Origin of the sequence: Chryseobacterium sp. MIQD13 (assembly GCF_050496705.1) — a bacterium.
Taxonomy (GTDB): domain Bacteria; phylum Bacteroidota; class Bacteroidia; order Flavobacteriales; family Weeksellaceae; genus Chryseobacterium.
In genome coordinates, this window is record NZ_JBNWAF010000001.1 from 290697 (window position 1) to 305350 (window position 14654).

Below are 14654 nucleotides of genomic sequence, written 5' to 3' on the forward strand. Positions count from 1 at the left end.
GTACCAATGCAAAAACTAACACATATAAAGTCCACTGCAGTGCCATTGCCGGCAGAAAATATAGATACAGACCAGATTATTCCTGCCAGATTTCTTAAAAGTATTGACAGGAAAGGTTTTGGAGAAAATCTGTTCAGAGACTGGAGGTTTAATATTCATACAGGAGAACCTGATCCGGAATTTGTATTAAACAATTCCAGATACAGCGGTGAGATTTTAGTGGCCGGAAATAATTTCGGGTGCGGAAGCAGCAGGGAACATGCCGCCTGGTCTTTGACTGATTATGGTTTTAAAGTAATTATATCCAGCTATTTCGCCGATATTTTTAAAGGGAATGCCCTGAATAACGGGCTTCTTCCTGTAAAGGTTTCCGAAGGATTTTTAAAAGATATTCTAAAAAATATTACTGAAAATCCTGAACTGGAAATTGCTGTGGATGTAGAACAGCAGACAATCAGCTTTAATGGCAAAACAGAAACCTTTGAACTTGATTCCTACAAGAAAATATGCCTTATCAACGGCTATGACGATATTGATTTTTTAATCAGCAAAAAACAGGCGATAAAACAGTTTGAACTAAAAACACAAAAGCATGAGCAACAATTATTTTAAAATAGCAGTTCTGCCCGGAGACGGAATCGGACTCGAAGTGGTCGGTGAAAGTATGAAGGTACTGGATGCTGTGGCAGAAGTTTTTCACTGCCAGTTTCAGTTTTCTTATGGATTAATGGGAGCTGAAGCTATTTTTAAAACGGGTGATCCTCTTCCTGAAGAAACATTAAAAATCTGTAAAGATTCGGATGCGGTTCTTTTCGGTGCCATAGGAGATCCTGTTTTCGACAACAATCCTGAAGCAAAAGTAAGACCTGAACAAGGATTGCTGAAGCTTCGCAAAGAATTGGGATTATATGCCAATATCAGACCTTTGAAGACTTATGCTTCACTGATTGATAAAAGTCCTTTGAAAAGAGAAATTATCGAAGGAACGGATATCCAGATTTTCAGAGAATTGGTGAGCGGGATTTATTTTGGTGAAAAATTTACAGATCCGGATGGTAAATATGCCTATGATATCTGCAAATACAGTACAGAAGAGATTCTTCCGATTGCCCATATGGCTTTTAAAGAAGCTCAAAAAAGGAAAAAGAAACTTACATTGATTGATAAAGCCAATGTTTTGGATACTTCGAGGCTGTGGAGAAAAACATGTCAGAAAATTGCCTCTCAATATCCTGACGTACAGCTGGACTATATATTTGTAGATAATGCAGCAATGCAGCTGGTTCTCAATCCAAAACAGTTTGACGTTATTCTTACCGAAAATATGTTTGGAGATATTATTTCTGATGAAGCCAGTGTTATTGGTGGTTCCATCGGCCTTTTACCATCAGCATCCATAGGAGAGGAAAATGCTTTATTTGAACCCATTCACGGTTCTTATCCACAGGCAAAAGGAAAAGGTATTGCCAATCCTGTAGCATCTATCCTGAGCACAGCTATGATGCTCGATTATCTTGAGCTTCCTGAAGCTGCTGATAAATTAAGAAGGGCAGTAGAACATGCTATTGAAAACAGATATGTTACATTAGATCTTAATTCAGAACAGCATTACTCCACAAGCGAGGTAGGAAGTTTTATTGCAGATTACATCAGATATTCTGAAAAATCTTACTATAATTTTGAAAATATAAAGATCGGAAAATCTACGATCGTATAAATTTTAATCAACAGTTCACATAAATAATAGATTAGTTAGAAAGGTTCTGTCTCATATGAGATGGAATCTTTCGATTTTATATCCTTTGAATCTTTTGAAAATATTAGTAGTTAAATGATTCAAAAACATTTGATAAAGAAAAGGTTCCGCCTCCTATGAGACAGAACCTTTTTCTATTTTTTCGTATTATCTGTTTTTCCTGATTTGTTTTTTGAAGCTTTCTGAACATCTTCCTTACTAATATCAGGCGGATTACTTTTTTCTGATGAAGCAGGAATATTTTGGAAATCCTGATTCTGCTTTTTCGTTTCTGCACTGTTGGCAGATTCTTTCTTTTTGTTGTCTTTTGAATCCATAGCTTTACATTTTTAGAGTCCTAAAACACCGAGCTTTCCGGTTTCGTCTTCTATAGTATAATTCAAAGCTTTTGCCAAAACGAAAATATTGTTGAGATTTTCCATTAATTGTTTACGCCCTTCTGTTCTCAACTGATTCTGATTAACAGACTGTATCGCAGTTTCTTTAGCTTTCTGCGTCACATTTTTAATATCATTTTCTGAAATTCTGTTGAAAAAGGAATCGTCCAGAGACTGGATCTCAACACTGGGTGTAATTCTTATTTCTGCTTCAGGAAGTTCGGTAATCACCAGCTTTTTGTTGATGGAATCTACTTCGATCTTCATTTTATTAAGATCATAGGAAACCTGTGCATTGGTTTTAGTATAGGTAATAATGCTGTTGTTTGAAACTTCTTTACCAAATACTTCATAACCCATCTTGGTTTTCTGCATGCTGGAAACATTCTGCTCCATCACCACCATTTTATTCATCTTGGAAATTTGATTAGTCAGAATATAATAGTCCGATTTTTCTGTTTTTCCGCCAAGATTAAAGCATGACTTAAGGCCCAGAAACAGGATCAGCATAACGAGAATTCCCGCTGCAAATGATATGATTACCTTGTAATTTCTCAACGTTATTTCTTAAATATTTCTTTGATTACAGAACTGTCGTCTTTTTTCAGAATTTCAACAAGATCTCTTTCAATATATCCGGAAGTCGGCATTTCTATAATTCTTCCAATCTCTTTACCGTATTTTTCTACAATAATGGTTGGAACTTTTTGAATATTATAACGAACCTCATCTCCGGTAGGGGATTCTTTTTTGCGGTTAACAGCAATAATTGTCAGTTTATTATCAGGGTACTTCAATTCTTCCAGGATCCTTGTCAGTCTTGGGAAATCCCTGTGGCTGTCTTCGCACCATGTTCCCATAAAAACAGTCAGGGAATATGTATTGAATTTAGACTTTCTTAATTCGCTTATTGCTTTCTGATCAACAGCATATTCATCATGTTCTTTCACATACCAGTCTGCATACGGAGCTTTTAAAAACTGCTCTTTGAACTGATTTCCCAAAAGCATTTTGCCGTCATTCTGGGTTTCCACTTCACGGTTCATCACTACTTTTTGGGCGCTGAACTGCTGGGAAGCCAAAACAAAGCTTGAAACGGCAACAATATTAGTAATAAATTTTTTCATATTATTTTTCGATAATTGTTTTTAAATCCGCAGGGGAGTAATATTTATTTTTCAAAACTTTATGGTCTGCTTTTCTGTAGACATTAAATTTCTCTCCTGATTCTTCATAAAAAGATTCTACTTCTTTTTCTTTATAAAATGCTACAGTTTCCTCTGCCTGCTCTGCATTGTCACATGCTTTAGACATATTGGAGCGCTGTACTTCGTTGAATAGCTCTACAAATTTATTGCCAAGTCCGAATTCCAGTACAGCTCCGCTTAAAACATACTGGAGATCACACAGTGCATCAGCTATTTCTACAATATCATTATCAGCAATTGCCTGCTTTAATTCATTTAATTCTTCCTGCAAAAGTTCAACTCTGAGGTTGCATCTTTCCTGGGAAGGGATTTGTGGGGTATCTAAAATAGGGGCTTTAAAAGTAGTGTGGAATTCTGCAACTTGGTTCAGACTGTCAATTTTATCCATGAATTTTATTATTTACAGCAAAGATAGAAAACGAATTTGGAAATTTTGTAATGCACCTGCATATCTCTTCAGATAAAAATTGAATATTGGCTGTAAACTTTTTTAACAGAAAACCACAGCCTGAACTGTGGTTTTTCCTTAATGGTTTAAATCAGATGACTCCGGCTTTTCATATTTCCAGATACCTGAAATATTTAAAAGTGTTAATCCCGGCTGCCATTCTCCATAACTGAACACACAGAAATATTTTGAATAGCAATTCTGGCAGTCTGTTCCGAAATACAGGGTAGGTAAATCACGCACCGTTAAATCTCCGAAATGGAGCATTCTTTGTGAAGTTTCGGTAACCATCTTATTTTTAAGTAATTCATTTCTGGATAAAACCTGATCATCATTATAGATCTGAGAGATAGGAAATCCTGACTTATATGGAGAAATCTCAATTACATTTTCATGACCGCAATCGCAGCACGTGAATTTTGTTGTTGCAGACGGTATGATTTCATCATTGATGAAACGATTTTTTGAAACGTTTACCTGTTTTCCTATGCTTATTTTTTTTGATATTGAATACATCTGAATTTATTTATTGCTGAATAACGGTACCTACCACATTATTGTATTTTCCGCTCGGACTTTTTTTGATAGTAATTTTTACATATCCTTCCTGTGCCAGTTTATTCCATGTTTTCTGATAGCCTGTCGCTACATCAATCGGGATTTTCCACATGGTTTGCTTACCACCGCCAACCTGATTAAACCACGGAATTACATCGGCTACCTGAGATTTGAAAGGTAGTAAATTATTCAGAACATCTATTTCATAATAAAAATCATATTTATTTTCCGGTTGGTTTAAGGCTCTTTGTGAGAAAGTATAGACATATCCGTTTATAATAGGACTTGTAAAACTGCCTCCTAAAGTAGGAACTCCTGTACCATCATAGCTGCCGACAGTTCCGCTGTATCTGTCAAATTTTTGTCCGGCCTGAAACGGAACGTCATCAAAAATGTTATAACCGCCGTTTGCAGGTGGCCATCCGCCATTGAGGTTGTTGGCATTAAAGAGTGCTTCCAGTTCGCTCCATTTACCTTGTTTGTATAAATCAAATGCCTGATTTCTGATGGTTTGGCTTACCGTTCCTGCCGGATCATAAGTTAATGCAAATTCATCTGCATTTTTATAGAATACATGGGTAACAACTCCCGTTGGATTGTTTATTTCTTCACTGTCCGAACTACAGGCCGCCGAAAAGAATACAGCGGTTATAAAAAAGATGTACTTAAATAAATGTTTCATGGTAAAAGTTTTTATGATTATTTGTTCTTATAAAATCCGGTTTTGATTTGAGGTGCGATTTAACTACGCGAAAAGTATTTTGTAGTTTAAGCTTATTTCAATAATAATTTACTTACAAGAAGCGAACTTTCAGGAAATAAAATTCAGAAGAGAAAATCGTTCATTAATAAGATAAAAATCTAACGTCAGAATTTGGCTCCAATCTGATCGGGTAGCGGTACCAAGAAATTTGAATGATAAATTTAAATTAAATTTTTTAAATTTTGATTAATTTTACTTAAATAAATAATTATGAATAGATTTTATATATTTTTTATACTGTATTTTTATCATAGCTTATATTCAAAATATGAGATATTTAAATATTGGAATTGCATAAAAAAAGACTGCCCGAAGGCAGTCTTCCAAAGTGTTTACTTAGTGGTTATTAATTTTTAATGAATCTCTTGGCAGTTTCTCCAATCTGGATCATATAAGCTCCTTTGATAAGTCCGCTTACATTTACGCTGCCTCTTTCTAGTTTTCCTGAATTAATTAGTTTTCCGCCCATATCGAAGATTTTATAATCCTCTGATGTTGTATTAGAAATATGTAGCATATCTCTTACAGGGTTTGGATACAGTTTGATATCAGTGATCAGATCTTTGGTATCAAGAAGGTCTCCTCTTCCTGAAGAAACAATATTCAGGGTGTAATCTTCAACCTGGCCATAAGTAAAGGCCTCACATGAAGAAGTAGGAGCAGAGCTGTACTTCATCATTACTCTCATTCTTGTAGAGCCTACAGTTGCGGTTGCAGGAATGGTAATGCTTCCTGTTGCAGGTGTAGTTGTAGAACCTGCTTTAGACCATGCTAATTCTCCACTGTCTGTAAAGTCGCCATCACCATTATAATCAATATACACCGCATAAGCCTCGCTGTAAACCGTTGAAGTCCATGTTGGAGTTACCGAAATAGTATAAGCGCTTCCTTTTGTTACATTAGTAGAAACAGACGTGAAGTTCTCATAACCTGCATTTCCGGTTGAAGTATTATTAATAGTACCGAATTTCACATTCCCGATTCTTTCATCTGCCGTATTGCTTGCAGAAGATGAACAGTAAGTTACTGTACCTCCGGAAAGTGTTGTAACGCTTACCGTATTACTTGAAGGGGAAACATTTCCTGCTGCATCTTTAGATTTAACAGTGAAGCTGTAAGTTGTTGAAGGAGTTAAACTTGTAACTGTATACGTAGTAGATGCAGTATTTCCGATTACAGATCCGTTCATATATACATCATAACCTGTAACGCCTACATTGTCTGTAGCTCCACTCCAGGAAAGGTTTGTAGTCGTAGCTGTAGTTCCGGAAGCAGCAAGGGTAGGAGCTGTAGGGGCTACAGTATCTGTACCACCGCCTGCATTCACTGTGATATTGGCATTATTTACATCAAAGAAGATGTGGTTTGAGCCTTTCACCATAATTCTTCCTGTAGTAGTAGATGTATTTGGAATGGTTACAGCCTGTGTTCCGTCATTAGGAGTTCCGGCAAGAAGGGTAGTCCATGTGTTCCCACTGTCTGTTGACCATAAAATATCTACATTAGCAGCATTTACATTATTTGCAGTTGTTCCTGCCACATTCCATGTTACAGTTTGTGAACTTCCTCCTGCGTAGGTAGTTGCTGAGTTTTGTGATGAAACACTGAAAGGCCCTGCTGTTGCGTTTACAGTAATCAAAGCATCATCAGAATTGTTTCCGGAACCTCCGGCTCTGTTGTCGCGAACCGTAAACCTGAAGTTTAATGATCTTGCAACATTAGATAATGCTTCTACTGTAATCTCTGAACCCGCTGTAGTTGTAGCTCCGGTTAAGATAGATGCCATTCTCGGGAAATATCTTGTTGGAGAAGCTGTAGGTGTCCATGATCTGAAAGTAGGACCTGATGCTTTAGTGGCACTTGCTGCAGAACTGGCTCCTGTTTGGGAAGAAGATGCATTGTCCATCTGTTCCCAGATATAAGTTAACGAGTCTCCATTGGCATCAGTTCCTGTTCCTGTAAGCATGAACGGTGTGCCTTTTGGAATTGTATAATCAAGGCCGGCATTGGCTGTAGGGATTGAATTTCCTGTAGAAGTACTTACCGGACATGTTTTAGCTTTAATATTATTCGTGATCTGCTGGATGCTTATTGCGTGGAAGAATGCATCAGAATGCGGTTGGATATCCTGGCTGGTAATACCTGCATATCCCATAATAGTTGATCCTGAGCCCGGTTCCATATTAGCTCCTGTTCCTTCGTTGTTCATGGAGAAAGTGTGATTTCCACCGAACTGATGTCCCATTTCATGGGCAACATAGTCGATATCAAAGTTATCTCCTGAAGGAATAGCATCTGCAGGCGAAGTATAACCGCTTCCTTTTGAGCCGTTGGTGCAGACACAACCGATACAGCCTGCATTTCCACCTCCTCCGGAAGCTCCGAATAAGTGTCCTATGTCGTAATTAGCTTCTCCGATAACAGAAGTCAGTGTACTTTGAAGCTGAGAATTCCAGCTGCTCATTCCTGAAGCTGCAGAATATGGATCTGTAGAAGCGTTGGTGTAAATTACAGCATCATTATTGGCGATCAATACCATTCTTGCTGCAAAATCTTTTTCAAAAACACCATTCACACGGGTCATTGTGTTGTTGATTGCGGCAAGAGCATTTGCTTTAGTTCCTCCAAAATACGTTGTATATTCTCCTGTAGTTGAAAGAGCCAGCCTGAATGTTCTTAGTTTGGCGTCATCTGCGTTCGGTCTTGCAGCTAGAGTATTATTGTTGGATACTCCTTTTTGTGCTACGTCGATAACCGTACATTCGAATTTATTGAGATCATCCTTTTTATCTGACTTTCTGTATACTACATAAGAAGACAGATCTTTGGTATAAGGCTCAATAAAAACTGCAGATTTGTCGCCATAAATCTCCATCGAAGAAAGACCAAGCGGAGAAATACTGAAATAGACTGTTGAATTGGAATCATTAAGGCCTTCGCCTACGTAAGATTTGATATCCGGATATTTCGCGGCAAGCTGAGGATCAAAGTTGGAATTTTCCCTTACTTTAAAATTTTCCATCTTTCCTTCGGAGTTTGGAAAAGAGATAATGGTTTCTGATTTTTCTCCCGGCGCAAGTCTTTTTGGAGCCTTAGCGAGAGCGTTCTTCAGTCCTGTAAGGTCTAAATTGTAGACTTTAGGATTTGTGATTGAGGTTTTGTTTTCAAAAACGTTTGAAGGTGTTTTGTTTGAACCTTCACTCCAGAGACGGTCAGTCTGCGCGAAAGAAATGCCTGTAATAAGAAGCATCCCAATCATGGATAATTGTTTTTTCATATTAAATTTTCTTTTTGATTGTGGAATATCAAAGCTAATAAAAAATACGTTATGAAAAACAAAATTATTTAAGAAATTTTTAGAACATGCGTTCAGTTTATTATGCAATACATTGCGTATAATTAAAAACACATTATCTCAAAAAAAGAAAATAGCATACGCAAAATACGTATGCTATTCACTTATTATTATATAAGTCTAAATTACATCTGATCGTCAGCAGTAGGTCCGTATAAACCAGGTACACTATTTCCTGTTGCTCTTAAATAAACAATCAGCTCACCTCTGTGGTGATACAGGTGATTGTATAAAAAAGAACGGATTACCTGAATTTTCGGCATAGGAGGGAAAAGTGGATTTCCGCCCATTTCCATTCTCCATTCGTTAAAATAATGGTCTTCATTTGAATTTTCTAAAACATTCTTTGCTTTAGCTACATTTTCTTCAAATTTTGCTACAATATTTTCAGCTTTGGAAATATCACCTTTGTCATACTGGTATGTTCCCATATCGAAAACATCCTGATTGAAAGTGGACTCGTACCAGTTATATACTTCTGCAATGTGAGAAGCTAATTGCCCGGTAGTCCAGTTTTTTTCAGATGGCTTCCAGTTTAAGGCACTGTCCGGAATTGCTTTTAAAAGTTTTCTTGTGCTTTCTGCTTCGTACAGAAACTCACCTAGGAGGGCTTGTTTAATCATTTGTATATATTTTAAAAAAGATTATTTTGTAATATCTCTGCCGATTACTAATCTCTGGATTTCTGAAGTTCCTTCACCGATAGTGCAAAGTTTGGAATCTCTGTAGAATTTCTCAGCAGGGAAGTCTTTTGTATATCCATAGCCTCCGAAAATCTGAACAGCATTGTTAGAAATTCTTACACATGCTTCAGAAGCGTACAATTTTGCCATTGCTCCTTCTTTCGTCATTTTTTGTTTAGCATTTTTCAGTGTTGAAGCTCTTTGAATCAAAAGCTCAGCAGCATCAATTTCAGTAGCCATATCAGCAAGCATGAAGTTGATCGCCTGGAATTCAGCGATTGCTTTTCCGAACTGATGTCTTTCTTTGGCATATTTTAAAGCAGCTTTATAAGCTCCTCTTGCTGTACCTAAACTTAAAGCTGCGATAGAAATTCTACCTCCGTCCAAAATTTTCATTGCCTGCTTGAATCCTTCTCCAACTTCTCCCAAACGGTGTGAATCCGGTACGCGAACATTATCGAAAATAAGTTCAGCGGTTTCTGAAGCACGCATTCCCAGTTTATTTTCTTTCTTTCCTGAAGTGAAGCCCGGCATTCCTTTTTCTAAAACGAAAGCTGTAGAATTATTTTTAGCTCCTATTTCACCTGTTCTTGTCATTACTACAGCTATATCTCCTGAAATAGCATGAGTAATAAAGTTTTTAGCTCCATTGATGATCCATTCGTCACCATCTTTAACAGCAGTGGTAGACATACCTCCTGAATCCGAACCTGTATTGTGCTCTGTAAGTCCCCATGCTCCGATCACTTTTCCTGAAGCAAGTTGCGGAAGCCACTTATTTCTCTGCTCTTCATTTCCGAACTCATAGATATGATTGGTGCAAAGCGAGTTGTGTGCAGCTACAGAAAGACCAATAGACGGATCTACCTGAGAGATTTCGTCCAGAATAGTAACATATTCATGATAGCCTAAACCAGAACCTCCGTACTGCTCAGGAACTACAATTCCCATAAAACCCATTTCTCCCAGCTGGTGAAATAAATCTTTTGGAAATGTCTGGCTCTCGTCCCACTCCATAATATTCGGTCTGATATTTTTCTCAGCAAATTCTCTTGCTGTTTCTGCTATCATTTTAATGTTGTCAATAGTCTCTGTGTTCATATAGATAAAATAGTTAGTTCCCAAAGATAATTAAATTGATGGAATGCCAAAAATAATTATTTCGCATACAGTATCAAATACGCAAGATTTTAATAATCAATTTTTTATATTTTGACAATTAATAATTTTTTAATAAAATTTTCGGAACTTTAAGTGTTTTAATTTACTATTTTAGCCTCCCAATTTTTAAGATATGAAAAAACTTCTATTTCCTATTATTTTGATCTCGTCATTCGTTTCCGCCCAGGCTCCGGCAGGGTATTATGACGGAACAGCCGGACTTACCGGGTACGCACTGAAGTCCAAACTGCACAATATTATTTCTGAAAAGAATATCAACTGGCACTATGGTGATTTGCAGGAATATTATAAACAGACAGATTTGGATGTTTATTATGATCATAATACAACCAACAATCCTTCCGGTGGAAATTATATCTTACTGGATATTTATTCAGAAATTCCAGGTGGGGCAGATGCATACGAGTATAATTCCGCACAATTGCAGGGAGGAGGTTCTATCACAGCAGAAGGACAGGCGTGGAATAGAGAACATATGGTACCGCAAAGTACATTTAGTACAGGAAGTATTAGTAACTATCCTATGTATTCCGATTTGTTTTATGTAGTACCGGTTGATGGCTGGATCAATCAGAGAAGATCCAATTATCCTTATGGTGTGGCAGGATCAACGGTATATTATAATTTTACGAATGGTTCAAAAGTTGCAAACGATGCTACTCCCGGTTTGGCTTATACAGGCCGTGTTTATGAACCCATTAATGAATTTAAAGGAGATGTTGCAAGAGCATTGCTGTATTTCGCTGTAAGATATGAAGGAAAGCTGAACGGGTTTAATTATAATGCAGGAACAACTCCGGCCAATGATGAATCGCAGCTTGACGGAACTGAAGAACGTGCCTTTGAACCCGCTTATATTGCCATGTTAAAACAATGGAATACTTTAGACCCGGTTTCACAAAGGGAAATAGACAGGAATAATGCTGTATATAATATTCAAAAAAATAGGAATCCATTTATTGATAACCCGGGTTGGGTAGATTTGATTTGGTCTGAAACTCCTGATGCAGTTGCACCATCTGCTCCAATAAATTTATCGGTTGTTCAGCAAAATGCCCATTTTGTTAATTTAAGCTGGACTCCAAGTACGGATACGGATATTTTAGGATATAAAATTTATCTGAACGGTGCTGCAACACCTATTGCTACTACTAAAAATACCAGTATCACAATTGATCAGCTGACTCCATCCACAACTTATAATTTTACCGTAAAATCCTATGATAAAGGATATCTGGAGTCTCCAGGCAGTAACAGTGCGGCTGCAACTACCATTGCTTCAGATAGCTTTGCAAAAGATTTAATGATTACCAAATATCTTGAAGGAAGTTCAAATAATAAAGCTATAGAAATTACTAATAAAACCGGACATGAAGTTAACCTGAATAATTACAATATGAATATTCAGTTTTACAGCGGAACCAATTATTATTTTTCAGACAGTTTTCAGCTTGAAGGAAAAATTGCCAATAATGAAACATTTGTAGTTTTAAACCCCAACGCAGCATTTACTTGTTATACAAACTTACAGGCTAAATTTGTTACCGCCTCTACACCCATGACTTACACAGGAAGTCAGTATGTGGAATTAGCATATAAAGGCTTTAATACTGTTGATGGAATTGGTCTGAAAAATACATCCAATGCCAATGGCAATATCTCATTGTACAGAAAAACTACAATAAACCAGCCCAACAGTACATTCACTATCGGAGAATGGGATTCTTATCCTTCCAATTACTGTCAGAACCTTGGAACATTATCCGCAACTGATCTGATTACTTCAACAAAAGAATTTAAAATATATCCTAATCCTGTTAATGATGATCTTTTTGTAAGCGGAGAAATTCAGGATATTAGAACAGCTCAGATATTGGATGTTTCAGGAAAAGTAATTTCTACTGAAAAGGATCCGTTCAGAAATAAGAAAAATATTTCAGTACAATATCTTCCAACAGGTTTTTATTTCTTAAAGCTTGATGATAAAGTTTATCAGTTTATTAAAAAATAAAACATAACAACCTGTTATTGCCAACGCAGCGAAGCAATCTCAAGACACTTTTTAAGTTAAAAGACAAGAGATTGCTTCGCTGCGCTCGCAATGACGCAATAAAATATACTCATAAAGTTGATGTTTAAAGCATCATTGATATAAGCAGATTCACTAATAATCAATATCTATAAGTGTTTCTGCTTATATTTTTTATTTATAAGTAATTATGCTTATATTTGCACAATGATAGCGGTCATAACCGGTGATATTATAAATTCACAGCATGCAGACACAGAAGTTTGGATCACCAGACTCAAGAATCTCCTGGAAAACTGGGGAAGTTCACCGCTCGCATGGGAAATTTACAGAGGAGATGAGTTTCAGTTCAAATGTAGTATTGATGAAGTATTCTGGCGTTTTCTAGCCATTAAGTCTCTTATAAGAAGTCAGGAAAATTTAGATGTAAGAATCGCAATAGGCATTGGTGAAGAAAATTTTTCCTCTGAAAAGATCACTGAATCCAACGGAACGGCTTACGTGAACTCAGGAAGGCTGCTGAATGACCTTAAAAGTGACGGCCACACCGTTTCTATAAAAACCTCCAATGAAGCCGTAGACAGGGATTTGAATATTCTTCTGAAATGGTCTTCAAAAGATTTTGACAACTGGACGGTAGCTACGGCAGAAATCATTCACGAAATGATTATGAACCAGGATATCACACAGGAAGACCTTGCAAAGAAATTTGCAATTTCACAGTCCTCGGTAAGCCAGAGACTGAAACGCGCCAACTACGAGCTTATCGTAGAAACCAACCAATATTTTAAAAAGAAAATCTCAGAACTGTAAGCATGATCTTTATTAAACTCATATTGGCACATCTACTCGGAGATTTTATTCTTCAGCCAAACTCTTGGGTTGCAGATAAAGAACGCCGTAAGCTGAAAAGCCCTTATTTGTATCTTCATGTTCTGATCCACACTGTTTTAAGCTTTATTTTTCTCTGGAATACAGACTTGTGGTGGGTTTCACTGCTGGTTGGGGGTACTCATCTCATTATTGATGCCTCAAAACTTTTCTTCCAGACCATAAAAACTAAGAAAAGATGGTTTTTTATTGACCAGATGCTGCATATTCTTGTGATTGCAGGAATTTCATTCTATTTCAAAGAATTCAGCTTTGGTTTTTTACAGAATCAGGAATTTTTAAAAATATTAATGGCAGCACTGTTCCTTACAACACCTGCTTCCATCTTTATTAAAATATTATTGTCTTCGTGGACTCCGGTTCCGGAAACACAAAGCAGTTTACAGACCGAATCTCTATCGAGTGCAGGAAAATATATCGGGATTTTGGAACGTCTTCTTGTTTTCACTTTTATTATGGTGAATCACTGGGAAGGGGTAGGTTTTATGGTCGCTGCAAAATCGGTTTTCAGATTCAGTGATCTGGCACAGGCCAAGCAGAGAAAACTTACGGAATATGTACTCATCGGTACACTGCTGAGTTTCGGAATGGCTGTATTAACAGGAATTTTAACTAAGTAATATAAAATAAATCTAACTAATACGAATTTAGAAATGGAAAAGAAAGAAATGTTGTACGAAGGTAAAGCAAAACAGGTATTTGCTACCGATAATCCTAATGAAGTAGTGGTACGTTTTAAAGACGACGCTACAGCATTTAATGCTCAGAAAAGAGGATCTGTGGATCTTAAAGGTGAAATGAACAATGCAATCACCACTCTTATTTTTGAATACTTAAATGAAAAAGGGGTTAAAACTCATTTCATTAAACAATTGAACGAAAGAGAGCAGCTGGTAAAAAAAGTGTCTATCATTCCATTGGAAATGGTAGTAAGAAACTACTCTGCAGGAAGCATGGCTCAAAGATTAGGAGTAGAGGAAGGAATTAAATCTCCTGTTACGATCTTCGATATCTGCTACAAAAAAGACGAATTGGGAGATCCGCTTATCAATGATCACCATGCTGTTTTCTTAGGAGCTGCAACTTATGAAGAGCTTGACGAAATGTATGAGCTTACTTCTGATATCAACGAAATCCTGATCGATCTTTTTGATAAAATGAACATCATCCTGGTTGATTTCAAAATTGAATTAGGAAAAACTGCTGATGGCGAGATCATCCTTGCAGACGAAATCTCTCCTGACACTTGCAGACTTTGGGATAAAGATACAATGAAGAAACTGGATAAAGACAGATTCAGAAGAGATCTTGGAGAAGTTACCGAGGCGTATGTTGAGATCTATAACAGACTGAAAACTTTACTGAATAAGTAAATTTCAGATGTCAGACATCAGATGCCTGATT

The 14654-nt window shown here is 36.9% G+C and carries 15 protein-coding genes; 6 read left to right on the forward strand and 9 right to left on the reverse strand.

Translation table 11 applies throughout. The features are described 5' to 3' along the window. Window positions 1-6: 6 nt before the first annotated feature. Together leuD and leuB are read left to right on the forward strand one after the other, a co-directional pair. Window positions 7-612 (forward strand): 3-isopropylmalate dehydratase small subunit, encoded by a 606-nt coding sequence (gene leuD / locus ACQWU4_RS01365; protein ID WP_429933970.1) that lies wholly within the window; start codon window positions 7-9, stop codon window positions 610-612. Next, window positions 593-1717: a 3-isopropylmalate dehydrogenase gene (gene leuB, locus ACQWU4_RS01370; RefSeq protein WP_429933971.1), complete on the forward strand. Its 1125-nt coding sequence runs from the start codon at window positions 593-595 to the stop codon at window positions 1715-1717. Before leuD ends, leuB begins: the two co-directional genes overlap by 20 nt. Before the next feature lie 173 nt (window positions 1718-1890). On the opposite strand, the gene ACQWU4_RS01375 is transcribed toward leuB, so the two are convergent. The 9 genes from ACQWU4_RS01375 to ACQWU4_RS01415 all read right to left on the reverse strand — a co-directional run bounded on the left by ACQWU4_RS01375 (window position 1891) and on the right by ACQWU4_RS01415 (window position 10249). Beyond that, the gene (locus ACQWU4_RS01375; RefSeq protein ID WP_429933972.1) at window positions 1891-2073 is read right to left on the reverse strand and encodes a hypothetical protein; all 183 of its coding nucleotides are present in this window, start codon (window positions 2071-2073) and stop codon (window positions 1891-1893) included. Between the two features lie 12 nt (window positions 2074-2085). Beyond that, window positions 2086-2691 (reverse strand): DUF4230 domain-containing protein, encoded by a 606-nt coding sequence (locus ACQWU4_RS01380; RefSeq protein ID WP_429933973.1) that lies wholly within the window; start codon window positions 2689-2691, stop codon window positions 2086-2088. A gap of 2 nt (window positions 2692-2693) precedes the next feature. Beyond that, a complete protein-coding gene (locus ACQWU4_RS01385) occupies window positions 2694-3260 on the reverse strand; it encodes a TlpA family protein disulfide reductase (RefSeq protein WP_429933974.1) in 567 nt (188 codons plus the stop codon). Window position 3261: 1 nt separating this feature from the next. Beyond that, window positions 3262-3729 carry a hypothetical protein gene (locus tag ACQWU4_RS01390; RefSeq protein WP_429933975.1) on the reverse strand — a complete coding sequence of 156 codons (468 nt, stop codon included), beginning with the start codon at window positions 3727-3729 and terminating at the stop codon, window positions 3262-3264. 138 nt (window positions 3730-3867) lie between these two features. Beyond that, complete coding sequence (locus ACQWU4_RS01395) at window positions 3868-4305, reverse strand: hypothetical protein (protein WP_429933976.1); 438 nt, start codon at window positions 4303-4305, stop codon at window positions 3868-3870. Between the two features lie 10 nt (window positions 4306-4315). Next, window positions 4316-5029 carry a hypothetical protein gene (locus ACQWU4_RS01400; protein WP_429933977.1) on the reverse strand — a complete coding sequence of 238 codons (714 nt, stop codon included), beginning with the start codon at window positions 5027-5029 and terminating at the stop codon, window positions 4316-4318. Window positions 5030-5456: 427 nt separating this feature from the next. Beyond that, window positions 5457-8387: a reprolysin-like metallopeptidase gene (locus ACQWU4_RS01405; protein ID WP_429933978.1), complete on the reverse strand. Its 2931-nt coding sequence runs from the start codon at window positions 8385-8387 to the stop codon at window positions 5457-5459. Between the two features lie 203 nt (window positions 8388-8590). Further along, the gene (locus tag ACQWU4_RS01410; protein ID WP_429933979.1) at window positions 8591-9088 is read right to left on the reverse strand and encodes a DinB family protein; all 498 of its coding nucleotides are present in this window, start codon (window positions 9086-9088) and stop codon (window positions 8591-8593) included. Between the two features lie 21 nt (window positions 9089-9109). After that, entirely contained in the window at window positions 9110-10249 is a 1140-nt protein-coding gene (locus ACQWU4_RS01415; protein WP_111953316.1) for an acyl-CoA dehydrogenase family protein, read from the reverse strand. Window positions 10250-10442: 193 nt separating this feature from the next. On the opposite strand from ACQWU4_RS01415, the gene ACQWU4_RS01420 reads away from it, so the two are divergent. The 4 genes from ACQWU4_RS01420 to purC all read left to right on the forward strand — a co-directional run bounded on the left by ACQWU4_RS01420 (window position 10443) and on the right by purC (window position 14623). Further along, window positions 10443-12341, forward strand: a complete 1899-nt coding sequence (locus ACQWU4_RS01420) for an endonuclease (RefSeq protein WP_429933980.1) — start codon at window positions 10443-10445, stop codon at window positions 12339-12341. Between the two features lie 225 nt (window positions 12342-12566). Continuing rightward, the gene (locus ACQWU4_RS01425; protein ID WP_429933981.1) at window positions 12567-13172 is read left to right on the forward strand and encodes a SatD family protein; all 606 of its coding nucleotides are present in this window, start codon (window positions 12567-12569) and stop codon (window positions 13170-13172) included. A 2-nt stretch (window positions 13173-13174) separates the two neighbouring features. Next, on the forward strand, window positions 13175-13870 hold the full coding sequence (locus tag ACQWU4_RS01430; RefSeq protein WP_429933982.1) for a DUF3307 domain-containing protein: 696 nt from the start codon (window positions 13175-13177) through the stop codon (window positions 13868-13870). A gap of 33 nt (window positions 13871-13903) precedes the next feature. Next, window positions 13904-14623, forward strand: coding sequence for a phosphoribosylaminoimidazolesuccinocarboxamide synthase (gene purC / locus ACQWU4_RS01435; RefSeq protein WP_062646789.1), 720 nt, complete (start codon window positions 13904-13906; stop codon window positions 14621-14623). Window positions 14624-14654: the final 31 nt, after the last annotated feature.